General features: G+C 43.2%; 16 protein-coding genes. 8 read left to right on the top strand and 8 right to left on the bottom strand.

Annotation, left to right across the window (positions count from 1 at the left end; translation table 11 throughout):
* Positions 1-42: 42 nt before the first annotated feature.
* A complete protein-coding gene (locus RH949_RS14040; RefSeq protein WP_446353885.1) occupies positions 43-1431 on the top strand; it encodes an SLBB domain-containing protein in 1389 nt (462 codons plus the stop codon).
* A gap of 35 nt (positions 1432-1466) precedes the next feature.
* On the opposite strand, the gene RH949_RS14035 is transcribed toward RH949_RS14040, so the two are convergent.
* A complete protein-coding gene (locus RH949_RS14035; RefSeq protein WP_446353883.1) occupies positions 1467-2381 on the bottom strand; it encodes a hypothetical protein in 915 nt (304 codons plus the stop codon).
* A 395-nt stretch (positions 2382-2776) separates the two neighbouring features.
* On the opposite strand from RH949_RS14035, the gene RH949_RS14030 reads away from it, so the two are divergent.
* Positions 2777-5041 carry a GumC family protein gene (locus tag RH949_RS14030; protein ID WP_446353881.1) on the top strand — a complete coding sequence of 755 codons (2265 nt, stop codon included), beginning with the start codon at positions 2777-2779 and terminating at the stop codon, positions 5039-5041.
* A 45-nt stretch (positions 5042-5086) separates the two neighbouring features.
* The gene (locus RH949_RS14025; protein ID WP_446353879.1) at positions 5087-6562 is read left to right on the top strand and encodes a hypothetical protein; all 1476 of its coding nucleotides are present in this window, start codon (positions 5087-5089) and stop codon (positions 6560-6562) included.
* Between the two features lie 82 nt (positions 6563-6644).
* On the opposite strand, the gene RH949_RS14020 is transcribed toward RH949_RS14025, so the two are convergent.
* Positions 6645-8111, bottom strand: coding sequence for a pentapeptide repeat-containing protein (locus RH949_RS14020; protein ID WP_446353877.1), 1467 nt, complete (start codon positions 8109-8111; stop codon positions 6645-6647).
* Between the two features lie 380 nt (positions 8112-8491).
* Between RH949_RS14020 and RH949_RS14015 the strand changes: the two genes are divergently transcribed.
* The 4 genes from RH949_RS14015 (at position 8492) to RH949_RS14000 (ending at position 10557) form a co-directional block, all read left to right on the top strand.
* Positions 8492-8635: a chlorophyll a/b-binding protein gene (locus RH949_RS14015; RefSeq protein WP_006101425.1), complete on the top strand. Its 144-nt coding sequence runs from the start codon at positions 8492-8494 to the stop codon at positions 8633-8635.
* Between the two features lie 65 nt (positions 8636-8700).
* The gene (locus RH949_RS14010) at positions 8701-8844 is read left to right on the top strand and encodes a chlorophyll a/b-binding protein (RefSeq protein WP_446353875.1); all 144 of its coding nucleotides are present in this window, start codon (positions 8701-8703) and stop codon (positions 8842-8844) included.
* 65 nt (positions 8845-8909) lie between these two features.
* A complete protein-coding gene (locus RH949_RS14005) occupies positions 8910-9053 on the top strand; it encodes a chlorophyll a/b-binding protein (protein WP_006101425.1) in 144 nt (47 codons plus the stop codon).
* 166 nt (positions 9054-9219) lie between these two features.
* The gene (locus tag RH949_RS14000; RefSeq protein WP_446353873.1) at positions 9220-10557 is read left to right on the top strand and encodes a nucleoside recognition domain-containing protein; all 1338 of its coding nucleotides are present in this window, start codon (positions 9220-9222) and stop codon (positions 10555-10557) included.
* 496 nt (positions 10558-11053) lie between these two features.
* On the opposite strand, the gene RH949_RS13995 is transcribed toward RH949_RS14000, so the two are convergent.
* Positions 11054-11746, bottom strand: coding sequence for a hypothetical protein (locus RH949_RS13995; RefSeq protein WP_044207512.1), 693 nt, complete (start codon positions 11744-11746; stop codon positions 11054-11056).
* 298 nt (positions 11747-12044) lie between these two features.
* Between RH949_RS13995 and RH949_RS13990 the strand changes: the two genes are divergently transcribed.
* The gene (locus RH949_RS13990; RefSeq protein WP_446353870.1) at positions 12045-13037 is read left to right on the top strand and encodes an alpha/beta fold hydrolase; all 993 of its coding nucleotides are present in this window, start codon (positions 12045-12047) and stop codon (positions 13035-13037) included.
* Positions 13038-13239: 202 nt separating this feature from the next.
* Here RH949_RS13990 and RH949_RS13985 read toward each other — a convergent pair whose 3' ends face one another.
* The 5 genes from RH949_RS13985 to RH949_RS13965 all read right to left on the bottom strand — a co-directional run bounded on the left by RH949_RS13985 (position 13240) and on the right by RH949_RS13965 (position 20330).
* Positions 13240-14547, bottom strand: coding sequence for a sensor histidine kinase (locus RH949_RS13985; protein ID WP_446353868.1), 1308 nt, complete (start codon positions 14545-14547; stop codon positions 13240-13242).
* A 154-nt stretch (positions 14548-14701) separates the two neighbouring features.
* On the bottom strand, positions 14702-17869 hold the full coding sequence (locus tag RH949_RS13980; protein ID WP_446353866.1) for a PAS domain S-box protein: 3168 nt from the start codon (positions 17867-17869) through the stop codon (positions 14702-14704).
* Positions 17870-18287: 418 nt separating this feature from the next.
* Positions 18288-19424, bottom strand: coding sequence for a WD40 repeat domain-containing protein (locus tag RH949_RS13975; protein WP_006101503.1), 1137 nt, complete (start codon positions 19422-19424; stop codon positions 18288-18290).
* 28 nt (positions 19425-19452) lie between these two features.
* Positions 19453-19878 (bottom strand): heavy metal-responsive transcriptional regulator, encoded by a 426-nt coding sequence (locus RH949_RS13970; RefSeq protein WP_446353950.1) that lies wholly within the window; start codon positions 19876-19878, stop codon positions 19453-19455.
* 158 nt (positions 19879-20036) lie between these two features.
* Positions 20037-20330 (bottom strand): hypothetical protein, encoded by a 294-nt coding sequence (locus RH949_RS13965; protein WP_006101375.1) that lies wholly within the window; start codon positions 20328-20330, stop codon positions 20037-20039.
* Positions 20331-20539 lie beyond the last annotated feature (209 nt).

Raw genomic sequence — 20539 nt, 5'->3', positions numbered from 1 at the left:
ATTAAACCCTCGCTAGTCGCGACCGTGACCTTGTTGACATCATTGACCTGGATCGATGCTAGTCAAGCTCAATTGCCAACTTTGAATCAACCTGTATTCGTCGCACCAGAAGATCGACTAGCGCAATTAGAATCAGAATATACCTTAGGCGGAGGCGATCGCGTCCACATTGATATTTTAGCAGTCCCACAATACAGCGGAGAGTACCAGATTCCACCTGGTGGTTTTCTCACTCTACCTCTCATTGGTACGGTACTTGTCGAAGGACTGACGGTGGAACAAGCTAGCCAAACCCTATCGAGTCAGTACGTTCGCTTTCTCAAACGCCCCTTAGTCACCGTTACTCTTTTGACTCCTCGTCCCCTAAATATTTCGATTTCTGGAGAAGTCAATCGCCCAGGCTCCTATAGCCTATCGTTGGTTGGCGGAGCAGGAAACTCGCCCGGTGTGAAGTCACCTACCTTAGCACAAGCAATTGAGCAAGCTGGGGGGGTGACACTATCAGCAGATATTGGTAGAGTTCAGATCCGCCGACGGCGAAGGTCAGGTTCACAGAACGTGATTACTATTAATCTGTGGGAACTCGTACAAACTGGCAATCAGCCTCAAAACTTGGCTTTGCGAGATGGAGACACGATCTATGTTCCTCCATCAACAAACATTACTCTGGCTGAAGCTCGACAAATAGCTACGACTAGCTTTGCACCCAAACCTGACGAACCTCGTACTGTCGCCGTGGTGGGTGAGGTTACTCGTCCCGGAACCTATACCTTAATCGGAGGTAATACTACAAATAACAACAGAACTCAAGGTTTTCCGACTCTAACCCGGGCAATTCAACTAGCTGGTGGGATTAAGCCCATGGCAAATATTCGGCAGATCCAAATACGCCGGCTTAGTAAAGCTGGCACGGAACAAATTATTGGGGTGGATCTGTGGCAACTATTGCAAACAGGAGATTTCAGTCAAGACGCGGTTCTGCAAGATGAAGATACTATTGTTGTTCCCACGGCTAGCGCCGTTAATCCGGCAGAAGCCACTGAATTAGCGACTGCTAATTTTTCACCGGATACAATTCGAGTAAGCGTGGTTGGCGAAGTAACACAGCCCGGGCTAGTGCAAGTCCCCCCCAATACTCCTCTGAATCAGGCACTCCTAGCTGCTGGTGGATTCGATCAACAGCGAGCGAGTAAGAGTAAGGTAGAGTTGATTCGTCTGAACCCCGATGGTACTGTTTCTAAACGCATGATACCCATTGATTTTGCCCAAGGTATTAACGAGGATAGTAATCCCACACTTCGTAATAACGACATTATTGTCGTTGCTCGCTCTAACACCGCTAGAATTACTGACGCCATCGAATCTTCCTTATCACCTATCCCTAATGTTTTTGGATTGTTCAACATTTTTGATCTATTGAACTTGTTTTAGTGACATAATATTTTTCACGTCACTAGAGTATAAAATTACCAATAAGCGCCTTGATCTATTCGCTCTAAAACATCAATATTGCCAGGAGTTTCCTCAGGCAACGGACGTCTCCAATAATCGTTATAAAAGTTGAGTCCAATTTGATGATTATCCCATCGTTTTCCTTTGATCCCAAAAAGGATTTGAGTTGCCCCACCCAGGTGGATGCCCAATTTACCTATCTTTTTTGCATGAGCCACTAAAGGAAGCGAATAAGCTCCAGCACCAACAAGGGCTACATCAAATTCTTTTTGTGACATTTGTTCTTTTAAAGATTGTAGAGCATCCAGCCAACTGTCAAAGCCTGATCGAACTAATGCATGAGACAATGGAGATTTTATCGTAACCAACTCAAAATTGGGTAAACAAGTCTGATATTTCCACAGTTTATCTCTGTGTTTATACTGCTGTTTAATACTTTCTGTAAATGGATGAATAACTAATATTTTCTTGTTTGCTAAATTCTGGCTCCAAGGTTCTTGGTGATAGTAGGGTTCAATAGCCAACAAGGAAGTTAATTTTGCTTGATATGCATGACTTTTAACAATATTTGATTCTCCCCTATTGTACCATACAGCTAAAACATCAAGTTGTTTGATTGATTCTAAAAACTCTAAAATAAAGCTATTAAATATATTATCTTGCTGAGGAAATACTCCAGCTTTTTCATAGATATCTCTATATAATTCGTGAGACCAAACTACATTAATCGAACTAGAACGATGCTGTAAAAAATAACGAATAGCCCAATTTTCGACAGAACCAATTTTGCCAATAGCAACAGGACTATTCAGCCTCAGTAACTCAGAAATTAAAAGATTTCCGTCAGTTGGATTCAAAATATTTTTTTTATGGTAGCCTATGTTTTTTTCAAGAAATATGATTAATTGTTTTTTGAATGGAATCTTCATAAAAATTATTCCCCAGGTAACTCATTCGAGACTTAAAGAGAATACATTATTACATCTGGAGACCAAATAGTCAAGCGCCCTCCCACTCAGGAATGAGATCACCGAGATTCCTGTCCAAACTCGCTTGAGCCTATAATTATACCACACGGACAAACTGCTCGTGTTACATCATATAACATATACTATGATTAGGCTTTCATAATTAACACACTACTTTTTCTGTTACAAATTGAAATATAAAAGGTGGGTGACGAACTTTAATTAGGATATATGTATAAAATGGTATCTATGTATAACTTTTCACCCTTACCTGATTCCGACTTGCTCCAACAGGCAAGTTTGCTCACTGGTTGATCAGAAATCGAGCCAAGTCAAAACGACAGAGGTGCAATTTAATGGATACTGAACAAAATTTCCAATTTTCATCCCATCCGAATGGCAAGCCACTTCAGCCGCCACCTCACCTCCACCAAGCTGAACCAGATGAGGGTAGCGGACAAACAGTGGATTTAGCTTGGGTGTTAGATGTTGCGCGTCGTAGAGCATCAATTATAGCTGGAGTGGCGCTGACTGTGATCATCAGCTCGGGGAGTTGGTTAGCTTGGAGTAAGTATCAAACTGTACCCGAATATCAAGGCTCCTTTAAGCTTTTAGTCGAACCTGTCACAGCAGAAGATCGATTAAGAAACCAATTTTTGCTCTCCCAAAGTCAAGCGTTAGACCTACAAAGAATAGAAGTTGATCGATCGAGCTTATTGGATTACGAGACTCAAATTCGAGTTTTAGAAAGTCCAAAATTACTGAATCCAGTGCTTAACTATCTGCAAAGACGTTATCCTGAAATTGACTATAAGTCACTAACAGTAAACCTATTGATTAACCGAATTACTTACGAAAAAGATGGCAAGGAAGAAGGAACTAAAATCATAGAAGTTCGTTATATAAATGAAGATCAAAAACAAGTTGAATTTGTATTGAAAAAGCTGGCTGATGTATATTTACAGTATAGTTTGCAAGAGCGTCAGCAAAGTCTATACCAAGGAATTGAATTTATTGAAGATCAGTTACCAACTCTCCAGCAGCAAGTTGATCAAATCCAGGGACAACTTCAAAAATTAAGGCAGAAATACAATTTAATCGATCCTATAGTAGCCGATAACCTCCTGACTGAACATATTTTGGCGATTAGACGAAATCGGTTAGAAACAGAAGAGCAACTGGCTAAAACTCGTGAGACATACAATACGCTAAAAAGACAATTGAGCGAAGAAGATGCGACGGCAGTTTTATCAACAGAATCTAACACTTACCAATCATTACTCGGTGAAATGCAAAGATTAGAGGCTCAAATTGCTTCAGAGTCAGCTCAATTTAGGGAAGATAGTCCACCCCTGGAAATTTTACGTGAGAAGCAGCAAAATATGCGCCGCATCTTGAGTCAAGAAGCTGAAGCTATTTTAGGAAATTTAGAAGGTCAAATTAAAGGGCTAGAAGAACAATATAAAACCATTGTAAACACCGAAAATGAGATTAATCAGAAACTTGAACAGTTACCTGATGTTGCTCGTCAAGTTGGTGATTTGCAGCGAAAGCTAGAGGTTTCTACCGATAATTTGAAGGATTTTCTCTCTAAACGAGAAACATTGAAACTTGATGCGGCTCAGCAGGAAATCCCCTGGCAACTTATTGAGCCACCTCAACTCTGGCGTGATGAAATGGGTCGATTAATTCCAGTTGAGCGTCAATCCATCAAGCGCCCCTTTGCGATAGCGGTAGTTTTAGGTGTTTTGCTAGGGATAGGCGTCGGTTTTCTCACGGAAATTCTACATAAAGTATTCCACACCCCTGACGAAATCAAAGAAACAACAAGCCTGCCAATTCTGGGTGTGATTCCTTGGGCTAAAGAATTTAAAAAACTTGCCAAGCAGCCTAGTCAACTGGCGACTATTGCTCAAGTGGCTCATTCTGTGTCCCCTAAAAAGCGCCATTTGTTGTTTAGCCGCAACAATCGCGGTACAGAGTATAGCAATTCACCCTTTACGGAATCTTTCCGCTCTCTCTATACAAATATCCGTTTGCTAAGTTCTAAGCAATCTATTCAATCCTTGGCGATTAGCTCCCCTGTATCAGGTGATGGAAAAACAATGGTGGCTTTATACCTTGCTCAAACTGCCGCCACCATTGGCAAGCGTGTTTTACTTGTCGATACTGATTTACGAAGTCCTCAGCTTCATAGTCGCTTTGATTTACCCAATACTCAGGGACTTAGTGATATGATTGCCAGCGACTTAACTCTTGAAGATGCTATCCAAAAGTCTTCTCTCGACCAGAACTTGTTTGTTTTAACTGCAGGTCAAACCTTATCCGACCCGGTTAAACTGCTCTCCTCGGATAAGATGCAGTGTTTTATGGAGCAAGTTTCATCCCAGTTTGATTTAGTTATCTACGATACTCCACCTCTTTTGGGTTTGGGAGATGGAAACCTGCTCGCCGCTAAAGCGGATGGCACAATACTGGTAGTGGGAGTTGAGAAAACCGACCGTTCCCTAGTAACAAAAGCCTTTGACGGACTAAAGATTGCTAGGGCTTCTATTTTAGGTATCGTCGCTAATGGGGTAAAAATAGAGAAAACTAAGTCTTATATCGCCTATCGTCGATAGGTAATTAAATATTTGTTTCACCCCTCACCTCTCACAAGTGAGGTTATGACCCACATAAAATACATAACCATGTTTTTTAATGCACTAAAAACAACCTCTAGATACAGACATTATATTTTATTTAAACAAGCAAATGATGTTGATTTTTTCATTAAACCGATTGTATTTTGGATTGCAACTACTATTGTATGCTTAGTTGTCAATTTACCCAAAGATCGGATAATTCTGATTATTAATGAAGTCTTGGAGCAGACTCACAATCTTAATCATGAATTTTTAGTAGAACTGGTAAATTCATACAAATTTAAATCTTCATCAGATTTAATTGTGGATTGGATGATCATTCCACTAAAAAGCATATCTTTTTTTACAGCTACTTTAATTTTAGTATATCCCGTTTTAAAATCTATAAATAGAGAAAAATATATTCTTGTCAAGAGCCTTAAACACCTCAAAGAAAAATTAAGGGTATCTATAGTAATTTTCATCTGTCTATCTTTACTTGTATTTCCTTTCAGGTTTCCTTTAGGTTCTACCGCTATGGGAATGGAATATGCCGTTCAAAGTTCCGATCCATTTGCCCAAAATAGTGGTTGGTATTATCGACGAATTCTTATGCCAGCCGTTGCCCACTTTTTTCAAATGGATAGCCCTATACTTTATTATTTATTTTCTATTTTTTGCACTTATATTTTGATTGTAGCTACTTTGGTATTTGTAGAGTCAAAATATTTAAATCTCAAAGATATTACAAATCATACGCATCTGTGGAATAAAAAAACAAAATTTATCTACTATTTATCATTAGGAACCAGTAGTTACCTAATATTTAACTTTCAATTGCCCGCTTATCCAGAGCAATTCTTTTTTATCCTTTTGATCCTTGCCGCTTGTATACCCATGACATCTCAAGAACGGCTATCTATACTCGTTTTATCCTTAATCACTCATGAAGTTAGTTTTTTTGTGTTTTTACCCATTGTATTTTTATGCTTTCCCCATCGCGAAATTATTAACTATTTCTATGTAATTGCTATATATTTTGCTACCTGGGTAGTTGGTACTGGCTTTGACCCTATTGGAGCAATACAGTTTCAAATGGGAGAGAAGGGTGGGTTTTACTATTGGAGCAATACACCTTTTTTAGGATTAGCAGGCTTGTTTTTTTCTTATAAGTTACTTTGGATTATTATAGTATCTTTGATTTTAAGACTGTGGCAATATAAAGAAAAAAGTCTGATCTTGGCTATAGTTTGTATAATGCTATTTCCAGCTCTTACTTGTATACCTTCTGTCGATACAAATCGGATGGTAGGCATGGGCTTTTACGGAGTGCTGATTTGTTTTTCAATCTTAATGAATGAATACAATAAATTAGCCGAAAATAAAACTTTTCTGCGAATTGCTTACATTAATATTCTCGTACCATCTGCAAATGTAATTTTACCTTGGGGTATTATAATTTATCCAGGACTTTATAAATTATATAAATTAATACCTATTATTTCGGATAACTTATGAAGCCATCACGGTCTCCGCTTATACGATAGATTATTGCATCACCGTGCTACATAAGCGGTTCAATTACCGATCTAAATTCCCATTACTGTTCAGGTACAGCATAACGATTAAATCCGATCGCGCTTTTGAAGTTGGCGTCGCTGAGGTTTGCTCCCTGTAAGGTGACATCAATCAACGTAGCCTGGGCAAAATCAGCTTGCGTCAAGTTGGCGTAACTTAAATCAGCATTAGTTAAGTTAGCGCCACGTAAATCGCATCGGGTTAAATTGGTATAGGTTAAATTAGCTCCAGTTAACGTGGAACGAATCAGATTGGCATCCTCTAACGTGGCACCCACCAATGTCACATTACTCAAATTCGCCTCTCGCAATTGCGCCTCCTGTAAATCTACACCACTTAAATTAGCATTCGTCAGCGTCGCGCTGTGCAGGTAAGCGGAGTGAAGGATTGCGCCAGTTAGTTGGGCATTGGTTAGGTCTGCGATCGCGAGTTTAGCATTAGTCAAGTCTGCCCCCTCCAGATTCGCCTTGGTTAAATTAGCCCTATTGAAGCCTATCCCTTTTAACTGCGCCCCTTGTAAGTTCGCCTGAGTCAAATCCGCGATCTGAAAATTGCTCCCATTCAGCACCGCCTCTCGCAGTGTTGTCCTCACCAAAATCGCGCCATTGAAGTCCGCATTAGTGATATAGGCTTGACTTAAATTAGCACCGCTTAAGTTGGCGCTATCCGCATTCACGGTATCCAGGTTGGCATTATTCAGTTTAGCGCCCCTCAAATCCGCTGAACGAATATCAGCTACTTCCAGTTGGGCGTCGGTTAAATTAGCATTGCGTAAATCAGCACTGACTAAGTTGGCGTTGGTTAGTGTGGCTTCTCTTAAGTAAGTGCGGACTAGGCTGGCGTAGTCAAGTTGAGCCTCTTGGAGATTCGCACGACTCAGTAGCGCCCCATCCAAATTAGCCCGATACAAGTCAGCCCCCTGGAGGTTAGCATCGCGCAAATCGGTGACGACGGCTGCATACCAATGGGCAATAAAGGCGGGAAAATAGCCCAGCCACGATAGAGTATTGTAGAGATTATCAGATTCAACCTGAGAGGGTAAGGGATTATCAGCATCCAGTTCTCTTAACCCCAGTTTCGCTTCCCTCAAATTCGCTCTTGCCAAGGTTGCCCCAGCCAGTTTAGCACCGTTCAATTCGGCGTTGCTGAGATTGGCTTGGTTTAAGTTAGCCCCCGTTAGGATTGCTCCTTTTAAGTTAGCACCGCTCAACTCTGCCTGCTGAAGATTGGCATTGGTTAAATCAGCATCGGTTAAGTCACATTGAGGACAAGTATTGGTTGTTTTGAGTTGTTCTAAGTGTTCGGGGTTCGCCGCATGGGTGGCGTGGGTAAACCCTTGAGTGATCAGGAGAGAAATCCCCAAGACAAGCGTTTTCAGAAATGTAGGGGCGGGTTTGACACTTATCGTGTCTTTTCCTACCCCGATGGAACTCAACCCGCCTCGACCGACGTTTTCTGTTTTGAATGGGAGAATGAAAGGGATTTTCATGATCACAGTTGTGCGCGATCGCTCGTTTTTTGAACCGATTTGAACTTACATCTTGCACCAGTTTCACCAACCGCCTTGGGTTTAAACCCAAGGAACCAACAGCGCAAATGGTCTAAAAACGAATGCATCTCTAGTTTTAGTCCATTTTAATGGACTTAAGCTTTTAGCCCGGAGTTTGAACTCCGGGCGGGTGTCGGGGCTTACAATTAACCCTTCACTTGTCTTCCCCTGATCCTAGACGTGCCATGGCACGTCTCTACATAAGCAGCATCAATCATCTAAATATCATATTGCGTAGCTAATGAATCTAAAGAAATGTTGCAGCTTTAGAAAAATTAAGTTAAATTTTATTACAGAGACAGATACAGGAGACACCACTCATGCAAGAACAAGAAACCAAATTTGGCTTTACCTCATTTGCCGAAACCTGGAATGGTCGCTTAGCGATGCTAGGCTTCGTCATTGGTATCGCCACCGAATTGCTCACCGGGCAAGGCATTCTCCAGCAACTCGGCTTGATGTAATCCATCGAGACGGGTCATTGGACAAGGTAAGAACGTACACCAAAGGGTATTGAGAGGGCAGAATTATGCAAGAGCAAGAAACCAAGTTAGGCTTTACCACCTTCGCTGAAACCTGGAATGGTCGCTTAGCGATGCTAGGCTTCGTCATTGGTATCGCTACCGAATTGCTCACCGGGCAAGGCATTCTCCAGCAACTCGGCTTGATGTAATCCACCGAGACGGGTCATTGGACAAGGCAAGAACGTACACCAAAGGGTATTGAGAGGGCAGAATTATGCAAGAACAAGAAACCAAGTTTGGCTTTACCTCATTTGCTGAAACCTGGAATGGTCGCTTAGCGATGCTAGGCTTCGTTATCGGTATCGCTACCGAATTACTCACCGGGCAAGGCATTCTCCAACAACTCGGCTTAATGTAGTTAATCCTTCTAACGAAAACGCTTCGTTTCCCTATGAACTGATTGAACTGTTGGTAGCCGACAGGCATCTAGAACTGATTACTATAGAGCGATTAAAAGACTGAGGGCTTTTGCCTTCGGTCTTTTGCCGTTATTCTATGAGTCTGTCTATTTACGGTTATTGAGTATGTCCTCCCAACCATCGAGGAAGCCCAGCGCTATCAACATTGTTTTTGTCGGCTTTATTGCTGTCGCTATCCTATTTGCCGGGTATACCGACAAGATGCAAGCCATTACTGACGCCAGTTTTGAATCCGCTAAAACGGCTGTCGAGTTAGCCATTGGTTTGATTGGTGTCATGGCGCTTTGGTTAGGATTAGTAAGGGTTTTGGAAGCCGGAGGGCTGATGTACAATCTGGCAACTCTGCTCAAACCCTTGATGGTGAAACTTTTTCCCGATGTACCTCCCACCCATCCGGCGATGGGGGCGATGATTCTGAATATTTCTGCCAATATGCTGGGGTTGGGGAATGCAGCGACTCCGTTTGGCATTAAGGCGATGGTGGAGTTGAATAAGTTGAATCCGTTTCCGGGAACAGCAACGGATGCGATGTGCTTGTTTTTGGCAATTAATACATCCAGTGTGGCTTTATTTCCCTTGGGTGTCATTGGGGTACGGGCGGCGGCAAATAGTAGTGATCCGGCAGGCATTTGGCTACCGACGTTTTTGGCTACGACTTGTTCTACCCTAGTTGGAATTTTAGTGGCGTTGTTTTTACGTAAACGAAGTCAAGTATCCGATACGCCTGTCGCGGATAGTTCAGGACAAGAAACGGTGCTGCAAACTGAGGATGAGGTTAAACCCGTTGAAGAACCGGATTTTTCCCATTTGTTGTATCCAGCAGGTCGAATTTCTAAAATTATCGCTTGGGGGTTTATTGCAGGGTTCATCTTTTCCATGGTTTATGGCGTGATAATCCGCCAAAGTTTAGCTGGTTTCTTCAACCAAGATTTTATTTCCTATTGGCTGATTCCTACATTAATCTTATTGATTATCGCCTATGGGGTTGGACGCGGGGTGAAAGTGTATGAAGCGGTGACAGAGGGAGCGGTACAGGGGTTCGAGATTGCGATTCGGATTATTCCGTTTCTCGTCGCTATTTTAGTGGCAATTGGTATGTTTCGGGCGTCGGGGGCGATGGAGGCGCTTTCGACTCTATTAAATCCGATTACGAGTTTAATTGGAATGCCTGCGGAAGTTTTACCGATGGCGTTAATCCGTCCTCTTTCTGGGGGAGGGGCGTTTGGAATTATGAGTGAAATTGTGGAAAGGGCGCCCGATTCCTATAGTGCGTTTTTGGCTTCGACGATGATGGGAAGTACGGAAACAACGTTTTATGTGTTGGCGGTTTATTTTGGTGCTGTTGGGATTACTCGCATCCGTTATGCACTGGTGGCAGCTTTATTGGCAGATGCGACGGGATTAATTATGGCTTGTGTGTTTTCGGCTTTGTTTTGGGGATAAATTGGTTATTTGTCATTTGTCATTTGTCATTTGTCCTTTGGATATCCCGGTTAAGCTGTTCGGCATTTAAACCTTAATGCCAATAATGACGAAATCCTTGTAGTGCGTTTAGCGAAGCCATGCCGCAGGCTTTAGCGAAGCCATGCCGCAGGCTTTGCATCTTGCTCGCTACTAATACCCAATTTAAATGCATGACAGCTTATTTGATGTAGGGTGGGCAAGAGTGATCAATCCTGAAGTGCTTATGTTATCGTTTCTGGCTCTTGCCCACCTCCAGGTTAGTTAGAGTTATAAAATTTGGTTTTATTTCTGGATAAACCTTGGGCAAGGGCGGGTTTATTTACATCTGTGTCTACTCATAACCGATAACGGTAAAACCCGCCCCTACAACTAAACCTGTTATACAAATCAGCTTTTGTCACCCTCTTTAAGACGTGGCTACTTTTTCCTTACTACCTTACTCCTCCCCTTGAAACCTTCTGCCTTCTCTCAAGCCTTATCTCAAGACTAACTCGCTATCTAAAGTTAACTCTAAATCGGTTTCTGGGTAAATCACGAAAACTTCCGCTTGTTCGCCTCCACCTAAAAGTAATCCGCCTAATGCGCCTAATCCAGCACCGACTAAAACTTCAATTAAATCAATATCGCCAAATATTTCTGATAAAACTCCGGCGGCGGCTGCACCAATGGCGGCATTTTTGAGAATACGACTTACATCAGTTCCGTTATCAATTGTTTCGGTTTCTGTAATTACCGCAGATGTGGCTTCAATTGGTAATTCTCGATTACTGGTTTTTAGGATTAGCTGTTTCGCGATAAATTGAGTCCCGCCTTCTACTGGACGTAATTCTCCCTCGATTTGACTCCCGGCGGGAATTAAAACGGTTCCGGCTGAGGAACGAATCGGTTGGGTAATTGTTAGGGTGATGGGTGCGGTTTCATCGGGGGTAACGACGATTTTTTCCGCGTCCTCAGACTTAACCGCAATAATTGTTCCCGATGGTACGCTTACCTGTGTAGAACGAGGGGTGACTGGTGTGGGTTGTGAGGGAAACAGTTGCCCGATACGATAAGGTTGGGGTTTTGCTGTTGCGGGTATGGCGATGAGGATGGGAAGTGAGGCTGTTGTGGTTATGCCTAGCGCCATTAAGATAGCTATTTCTGACCGCCAGCGATTATAACTTAACATGGAAATAGACCTGCTATAGGGAAAGGATTATGGATAAAGTTGACTATTTTTTTATTGGGAAGTTCCCGATAATAGGAAATTGATACCTATTTTTTCAACGCAGAGGGACGCAGAGGTTAACGCAGAGGGGCGCAGAGGAATTGGGTATGTTTGAGGTTGAATTTTATAGTATAAACTGTATATAAGCTGATGCTCATTGTAAGTGGGTATTCCCTGTTCCCTAACAACTGACAAATGACGACTAATGGGTATTTTTCCAGCACCTAAGTTTAAGAGGTTTACACTTGAGCGCTTTCAATTGGAATCTGGTGTTGTATTCCCTCAGGTTAATTTAGCTTATTGGATCAGTGGTACACCTTCATCACAACCGCCAATTGTAACTTGTACGGCTTTTTCTCAAAGTTATTATGATATGGCTTATCTGCGGGGTGCTAAGTTGGCGTTAGATCCCAAAAAAGATTGGATTATTCACACGGAGTTGTTGGGGAATGGGCGCAGTAGTTCGCCAAGTAATACGCCACCACCGTTTAAGGGTGTGAATTTTCCGGCGGTAACGATTCGGGATAATGTGAATTTACAATCTGCACTTCTCAACTACCTTAATGTTAATAGGATTCGGGCTGTGGTTGGTGCGAGTATGGGGGGACAACAGGCAATTCAATGGGCGGTAAGTTACCCGGATAGGGTGGAAAAGGCTGTGGTTATTGCCGGAAGTTGTCGGGCTACTTGGCATGTTCGTCTATTTCTTAATAGTTTAGCAACCTGTATTCGTTCTGATCCAGCGTTTCAGGAGGGCAATTATACAGAACCTCCTTTGCTTGGGCTGTCACGAATGTCTGAAGCTTGGGTGCCTTGGGCTTTTTCGCCAGAGTTTTATTCTTTACAGGTGTATCAAAGGTATCCTGATACTCAGGCAAATTCGTTGGATGAATTTTTGGCTAAATGGCGCACCCGCTATCATGAAAAAGATGCGAATGACCTATTATGTCATTTTCAAACTTGGGCAAATCATGATGTTAGTTTGACGCCGGGTATGGATGGATCTTTAGAAAAGGCTTTGAAGAGTATAAAAGCAGAGGTTCTCTTTCTACCCATTCGCACGGATGCCTATTTTGCTGTGGCTGATGTCGCTGCCGAAGCTGCATTGGTTCCTCATGCCCAAGTTATGGTGCTAAACTCAGTTTATGGTCATGCGGCGGCGTTTGGACGAGACAAGAGCGATCGCACTCAACTCAATCAGGCGATCGCGAATTTCCTCCATCAAGACATCAACCCTTCTCTCATGGGCTAAAGTTGATCCAAAACAGGACTATTCAATCCGTTAGCATTGGAGTTATGAATCAGGGCGGGTTTTGTTGTTCATTTATTAGTAACAAGCTAGCCTAGTGGCTAAACCCGCCCCTACAAAGGACGTAGCTTGCTTGGTGCTTAGCGAGTATGACAAATGACAAATAACAAATAACAAATTGCCGTGAAAAGTCAGACTATCAGACTTATGACATGGGCAACTCAATCACAAACTCAGTTCCTTGCTCTGGTGCGGAACTAAAATTTAGGGAACCTCCATGCTTTTCGACTACAATCTGACGCGCAATCGATAAGCCTAAACCCGTTCCTTTACCCACAGGCTTGGTAGTAAAAAAATTATCAAATATGCAGTCTTTTACCTGACTTGGCATTCCTATTCCATTATCGCGAATCCGAATAATAACAATTTCTTGATCGTACTGAATGTCGGTATCAATTTTAATTTGAGGCAAATAGTCTTTATTCAATTCATTCGACTTCTTTGTCTGTAATTCATCTAATGCATCTATCGCATTAGCAATAAGATTCATAAAAACTTGGTTTAATTGCCCAGGATAACACTCAATAGGCGGTAATTCGCCGTAGTTTTTAATCACTTCGATTGCTGGACGTTTATCATTTGCCTTAAGGCGGTGCTTTAAAATTAATAGTGTACTATCGATTCCATCATGGATATTAAAGACTACCTTGGTATGAGCATCCAAACGAGAAAAGGTTCGCAAAGAGCTACTTAACTGAAAGAGACGATCAACTCCTTTTTTCATTGAGGATAAAATACTGGGCAGATCTTCAATCAAATAATCAAGTTCAATATCCTGACTTTCTTGTTCGATTTCACTTCCGGGATGGGGAAATTTGTCTTGATACAGACGCAGCAGGGAAATCAGATCGTTTGTATAATCCTTGGCACAACTGAGATTTCCATTAATAAAGCCTACAGGATTGTTAATTTCATGAGCTACGGCGGCTACCAGTTGACCCAAGGTTGCCATTTTTTCAATTTGTATAAGCTGAACTTGGGCTTGTTGTAACTCCTGTAAGGTTTGTTTTAATTGGGCGGTTCGTTCTTCAACTCGTTGCTCTAAACCCTGGGTAAGTTGACGAATTGTCAGTTGATGATCGACACGCGCCAAAACCTCTTCAAATTGAAAAGGTTTAGTAATATAGTCAGCCCCTCCCAAGGCAAAGGCTTTGACTTTATCAAAGACTTCATCTAAGGCGCTAATAAAAATTATCGGAATATCACGAGTGACGGGTGAAGCTTTCAAGGCTGAACAAACGTCATAGCCATTCATGTCGGGCATTTTAATGTCTAACAAAATCAGATCAGGTGCTACCGCTTTTGCCGCCATTAATGCCATGCTGCCGTTGACTGTGCTGCGAACTTCATACCCATATCTTGTTAGTGCGGCTTCCAACAGACGTAAGCTATCGGCTGTATCATCAACGATTAAAATAATTCCTTGTGCTGTTTTTGGCTGATAACTATTCATAAGCAAGTCTGGTTGCCATAAGGATGGCGGATAGTGTAATACGGCAAGGGCTAGGGGGAGCAGAGGGAGCTGGAATTAAATTAGAGTGTATCCAACTAATATTCTATTGAAGTATGTCCCGTATCTAAAATACCGGAAAAAAGGGAGGTTTTTATCAGGAGATAGCCTGGTGAGCTATATCCATAATGACATCACACCGAAAATTATTAACTAAATCAGTTAACGCCTTAGCAAATAACGTCTGTTCTGGGGGAATTTGTTCGATAAGCTGAATAATCTGTTTGCTATTAAGCTGAATGGCGGCTTGGTGTAACTGGGCAATCCAATTCGTCGGCATCACCTTTAAATCCTCAGGGGTTAATATCGGTGTTTCAGCATCGGATGAGGGTGGAGCAGCATTTTCATAGCGATAACGGAGTCCTAAATGTTGTCCCATTTTCTCTAAAATCGCATCCGTTCGGAAGGGCTTGGCGACAAAATCATCACAACCTGCGTCTAAAATAGCGGTTCGTTCTTCATCAAAAGCGCTAGCGGTTAAGGCAATAATCACGGTTGTCTTTCCCAGAGGATGGGATTTAATCAATTGGGTGGCTTCATACCCATTCATTACAGGCATTCGCATATCTAACCAAATCAGATGAGGGTGCCAATGTTCCCAAATAGCCACAGCCACTTGACCATTATCGGCTTCTCGCACGTCTAATCCTAAGGATTCCAGAAACTTAACCAGGGGTTTGCGATTTGCCCATTGATCTTCAACCACTAAAATGCGATAGTTGGGTTGGTCGGGTGCGATGCCAATCACCTGTTGACTTAAGGGTTGACGAGGAGTCTGGTCTTGGAGAACAATGCCAATAGGGATATCAAATTTAACCAATGTACCTTGACCGGGAGTACTGTTAATGGTAATGTCCCCACCCATCAACTGGACAAATCGACGACTAATCGCTAAACCTAAACCCGTTCCTGACTGCGATCGCTGACTGGTTTTCGTTTGCACAAAAGCCTGAAACAGGGTATCCAGTTCATCCGGGGGAATGCCAACGCCTGTGTCTTCAACTTCAAAAAACAGCCTGGATTGAGTATCTGTGTTCGTTGGTGCGGTTATCCTATCGGATATCTCTTGCACGCGCAAAATAACCCTACCTTGTGACGTAAATTTAACCGCATTCCCCACTAAATTAATCAAGATCTGCCGCAATTTTCCCTCATCCGCCATCCCATAGTTCGGCACATTTGCCGTTCGCTCAACCATAAGTTGTACCCCTTTCGATAGGGCTTTCAGGCGCAACATCTCGGCAATGGAATCGACCAAACTGTAAAGGTCAAAGCTATTTTCTGACAGGGAAATCCTACCCGCCTCAATTTTGGACATATTCAGGACATTATTGATTAAATCCAGCAAATGTTCACCCGAACGAGTAATAATGCCCAAATAATCCTGCTGATCTTGATTTAGAGATGCATCCCTTGCCATGAGTTGAGTAAAGCCCAGGATAGCATTGAGGGGAGTACGCAGTTCATGACTCATATTTGCCAAAAACTCACTTTTGCCATGATTAGCCGCTTCTGCTGCATCTAAAGCTTGTTGCAGGGCGACTTCCGTTTGCTTGCGCTGTTGGATATCCTCAACGACGCCAATAATATAATTAGGGGTATCCATCCAAGTTCGCACCAGGGATACAGCAACATTGACCCATTGCCATTGACCATCTTTGCGGATAAAGCGTTTTTCTCTAGAATAGGTGGAACGTTGACCTGCTAATAATTGAGTTAAATCATTAAGCTCTGCGGCTCGGTCATCAGGGTGAGTAATGTCGGGGAAACTAAGCTGTAATAATTCCGATTCCTCGTATCCTACCAGGTCACAAAATCGTTGATTGACCCGAATTAACTGTCCCGATGGTGTCCCCAGGGCAATGCCCACGGCGGCTTGTTCAAATATTGCCCGGAAGCGTTCTTCACTTTCTCGTAAGGCGGCTTCCGCCCGTTGACGTTCGGTGACATCGCGCAAGCAAATCTCAAAAACCGATTCACCTTCCCATTCCGTTTCAACTACACTCATTTCAGCAAAGCTGAGTTGTCCATCGGCGCGAACAATTCCCAATTCTGTGGTTTGATTCACACCAACGGGCAGTCCAAAGTTATAGTTGAGTAAGTTCTCTACGTCCTGATTTAATAAGTTGGCGGCGGCTGGGTTGGTGAAGAGAACTTGACCTTGGCGATCGACAATCATAATCCCGTCAGAGGTACTGCTGACGATCGCGTTGAGTCTGGCTTCACTTTGGCGCAGGCGTGCTTCAGTTAATTTGCAATCAGTGATATCCCGTCCAACCGCCTGGAATTCCAGTAATTGTCCTTGTTCGTCAAAGATAGCGCGATCGCTCCATTGTTGCCAGCGAATCTCACCACTCTCTAGAATGACACGGTGTTCGACTATACCTACAGGATTGTCTGGGTTCAACTCCGCAATAAAGCCTTCTAACACGGCTTGATCATCCGGGTGAATCAGGGGGACAAAGCGATGTCCAATTAGTTCTTTGGGAGTTTTGCCAAAATAGCGACAATAGACTTCGTTAACAAAGGTGAGTATGCCATCGGCGCTGTAACGACAAATCAGTTCACTTTGATCCTCAATAATCGCACGATAGCGGAACTCACTGTGTTGTAACTGCTGCTTTTGCTGTTCTACCGTGTTCTCCAGGATTCGCGAATGGTTTTCTAGATGGTTGTAGGCTTGAGCATTTTTTAGCGCCGATGCAGCTTGGACGCACAGGAGTTGAACAATCGCCACGCGATCGCGCGTAAATACGCCTCTGGTTTGATTATTTTCTAGGTAAAGAATACCAATCCCCTGATTACCAACTGTTAATGGCGCACATAATATACTCAATTGGGAACGTGTTGAGTTTTGAGTGTTGAGGTTGTAGGGGCGGGTTTCACTATTATCTTTGTTTCCCGCCCTGATGGTACTAAACCCACTCTCATTTCCCTCATCTCCCAGATTCAGTGCGATCATTGACCATCGTTTAATATCTGTCGTATCGTCTGAGACGATCAAAATGTCTGGATGATGCCATACATATTCAACCAGCATCAGGGGAATCTCCGGGCTGGATTCAATGGGAGTCAGGGGCAAAATGCTTGGGTTCGTACCCCTTACCCCCCTAGCCGCTACAACTAAACCCTCCGGCTGAGGCAAAATCAGGGTAACGCTTTGAGCCTCTGTTGTCTCAAAGGCTATCTGGATTAAGGTTGAGAGCAAGGGCTGTAGTCTAATTTCTCCAGAGATGGCTTGGCACAACTCAATCACCATCGCCATGGATAGACTATCGGAATTATCAATGAAACAAGAGACCAAGGTTCTAGGGTTAAATGTTTTGACATCAAAACGGACGAACAGAAGTAACTTAGCCTACTGATCAGATGGTTATTTCTGAATAAAAATGAATTTTGCTTGACTTTTTCCGTCTATTGTTTTAATTACAACAGACCCTTGGATGATTCGCGATCGCGTCTTCTGTGAGCGTCCTTTTCTCCGGCTGATTAGCTTTTCTTTTCCAAAGATTAACTTGGCTTTATAGTAAGCTAAGCTTTTATAGCTTTTGTCCTCTAGTTTATACTAGATTTCCTTTAAGTGAACACGCCTGTACGGGAGAAATCCTAGTGCAAGAAGGCAGAAATAACGCCAACAGCTCCCCCATCTCCCCCAGTGAAGTAAGGGCTTGGTAACCAAGCCCCTACTGAGAACCTTGTGCCAACTCTTCACCACTCAGGGGAGAAATTTGCCAAATCCTGATTTGCCGATCAAATCCACCTGTTGCTAGGAGTGTACCATCAGGGCTAAAGGCAACGGAATGCACCCAATCGTCATGGGCTGTCAGTAACGCTAACAGTTCACCGGTTCTGAGATTCCATAACCGCACCCCGTCACGGCTGGCGCTAGCGAGAGTTTCACCATCGGGATTAATCGCCACAGCCCAGACTCGCCCCGTATGTCCCGAAAGAGTCTGTGCTAATTGTCCCGTTCTAAGATTCCAGATTTTAATTGTGCGATCGTAACTACCACTGACTAATGTTTGTCCATCGGGTGTAAACGCCAAGGCATTAACTGAACCACGATGGGCGCTAATCCGATTGAGTGACTGTCCTGTTTTTAGATTCCAGAGTTTAATTGAACCAAACTTATGACCACTTGCCAGGATATCTCCATCGGGGTGAATCGCCAGTCCATAGGTCTGGTTATCGAAACGCGCTAAGGTATAGATTCGACGTTGTTTGGTTAAATCCCATAGTCTAATTCCATCTAAAGCGCCTGTGACTAAGGTGCGACCATCTGGCGTGATTGCCAAGGATAAAACATTGCTGGTATGATCACGAAACTGATGGATATAGTCTCCGGTTTTCCAGTTCCAGAGATTAACCGCAGAATCTGTACCAGAACTGACCAAGGTTTCTCCATCGGGTGATAAGCGTAGAACCGATACTGAAGTTCGTTGCGCTCGCAGGCTGTCGATTTCTCGACCTGTTTTTAGCTGCCAGAATTTAATTTTGCCATCGTTACGACTACCGCCGCTAATTAGAATTGTTCCATCGAGGCTAAAGAACAACGAATCAACGGCTGTGTTATGACCTGTAAAGGTGTAAATGAGTCGCGGATTTCTCCAGGCTTCAGGAGAGGAGAGAGGTTGAGGCGGAGATAAATTATCGGGATTGAGTGGATTTGTTGGTGTAGGAGGCGGCGGTTGGGCAGGATTTTCCGGACTAGATGGCACAGCGGGTACAGGTAAAGGCTGACTTATTGCCTTATGGCTGATAGTCGCCAAACTTATCATGACTCCGATTAAAATTAAAATTGCCCCTTTGTTATTGATCATTTGTCAGGGAACAGGAAATTATCAGAACTTATTGAATGTTGGGGCAAATCGTTTGAGCTACGCGATCGCGCGGCGGCTGCTCTTGCCATCCTGAGAGTAAGCCTAAAAGCTCTGATTTGAGTAGTTCTAGGGCTTGAATTTGCTGGTTAATTTCCTCGACTTTATGCAGCAAGTGTTGCTTGACTGCACCACAGGGTAATTCCCCGGAGTCGTGAACCTCCAGGATTTCGTGGATTTCACTCAGGCTAAGTCCGAGGGATTGCGATCGCTTGATAAAGGCTAACCGATTTAGGGTTTGTTCGGTAAACAGGCGATAACCTGATTCGGAACGGGTTGTCGTTGGCGTCAGTAAACCCACCTCTTCGTAATACCGAATCGTTTTTACCGATAATCCGCTTTGATTGGCAACTTCACCAATTTTATATAATCGCTCTAATGTTGTTTTGCGCGTCATTCCCACCAATCCGCCTCTGTCTTCTTGAGTTTCCCGAAAAATTATAGCGGTTGCCATAAAGGTTTAAGACAGATTGAATGGTTCAAATGCCACGTACCAGTAAGAACCCTTCTGCCCTGGAGCCTTCTGCAATACACCCGACTTGCAACAAAGAAGCATCAGCGATGGGGATGACGTTTGCTGGTACTGAGCATCGGTAAGGGTGGACGGGAAGGACTTGATGGCAGATAATGGGTTACGGGTTGTTCAGCCAGTTCGGTTTGGCGGCGTTGGCTTTGCCACCAGCGTAAACATAAGGCTAACATGACCATCATTAACCCAAATGTTAGCAGCGACCAGCGTTCACCAACTCCGCCAATGACGGCATCGACAGCGCCGACAGTGACAATAAAGCTAGAAATCGGCTCTTTGCGGTAGGCTAACTTCCAGAATCGAGGTCCTAAGGCATTCATCACGGTTTGCTATTTATCTCTATTCCACGTAAGTACTTTATCTACTTCTAGGTTATCCGATCAATCGACAGATTAACTGACAACCCATTATTCTTTAACACTAATACTCTATAGTCGCAATCAGGGACGGAGGAGGGCGGGTTTTGTTCGTCAGTTATTGGCAGGTAAGCTAGCTTCAGTGGCTAAACCCGCCCCTACAATTGACGTGA

The sequence above is a fragment of the Coleofasciculus sp. A1-SPW-01 genome (assembly GCF_040217205.1).
GTDB classification, from domain to species: Bacteria; Cyanobacteriota; Cyanobacteriia; order Cyanobacteriales; family Coleofasciculaceae; genus Coleofasciculus; species Coleofasciculus chthonoplastes_A.
The sequence above is the reverse complement of the archived record's forward strand: the minus strand, read 5'-3'. Positions and strand labels throughout refer to the sequence as shown.

Bases quoted from the DNA above. Each gene is read 5' to 3' on its own strand.
- RH949_RS13965 (WP_006101375.1), bottom strand. From the start codon at position 20,330: ATGAATGCCTTAGGACCTCGATTCTGGAAGTTAGCCTACCGCAAAGAG.
- RH949_RS14030 (WP_446353881.1), top strand. From the start codon at position 2,777: ATGGATACTGAACAAAATTTCCAATTTTCATCCCATCCGAATGGCAAG.
- RH949_RS14010 (WP_446353875.1), top strand. From the start codon at position 8,701: ATGCAAGAGCAAGAAACCAAGTTAGGCTTTACCACCTTCGCTGAAACC.
- RH949_RS14035 (WP_446353883.1), bottom strand. From the start codon at position 2,381: ATGAAGATTCCATTCAAAAAACAATTAATCATATTTCTTGAAAAAAAC.
- RH949_RS14015 (WP_006101425.1), top strand. From the start codon at position 8,492: ATGCAAGAACAAGAAACCAAATTTGGCTTTACCTCATTTGCCGAAACC.
- RH949_RS13980 (WP_446353866.1), bottom strand. From the start codon at position 17,869: ATGGCGATGGTGATTGAGTTGTGCCAAGCCATCTCTGGAGAAATTAGA.
- RH949_RS14025 (WP_446353879.1), top strand. From the start codon at position 5,087: ATGACCCACATAAAATACATAACCATGTTTTTTAATGCACTAAAAACA.
- RH949_RS14005 (WP_006101425.1), top strand. From the start codon at position 8,910: ATGCAAGAACAAGAAACCAAGTTTGGCTTTACCTCATTTGCTGAAACC.
- RH949_RS13975 (WP_006101503.1), bottom strand. From the start codon at position 19,424: ATGATCAATAACAAAGGGGCAATTTTAATTTTAATCGGAGTCATGATA.
- RH949_RS14000 (WP_446353873.1), top strand. From the start codon at position 9,220: ATGTCCTCCCAACCATCGAGGAAGCCCAGCGCTATCAACATTGTTTTT.
- RH949_RS14020 (WP_446353877.1), bottom strand. From the start codon at position 8,111: ATGAAAATCCCTTTCATTCTCCCATTCAAAACAGAAAACGTCGGTCGA.
- RH949_RS13995 (WP_044207512.1), bottom strand. From the start codon at position 11,746: ATGTTAAGTTATAATCGCTGGCGGTCAGAAATAGCTATCTTAATGGCG.
- RH949_RS13970 (WP_446353950.1), bottom strand. From the start codon at position 19,878: ATGACGCGCAAAACAACATTAGAGCGATTATATAAAATTGGTGAAGTT.
- RH949_RS13985 (WP_446353868.1), bottom strand. From the start codon at position 14,547: ATGAATAGTTATCAGCCAAAAACAGCACAAGGAATTATTTTAATCGTT.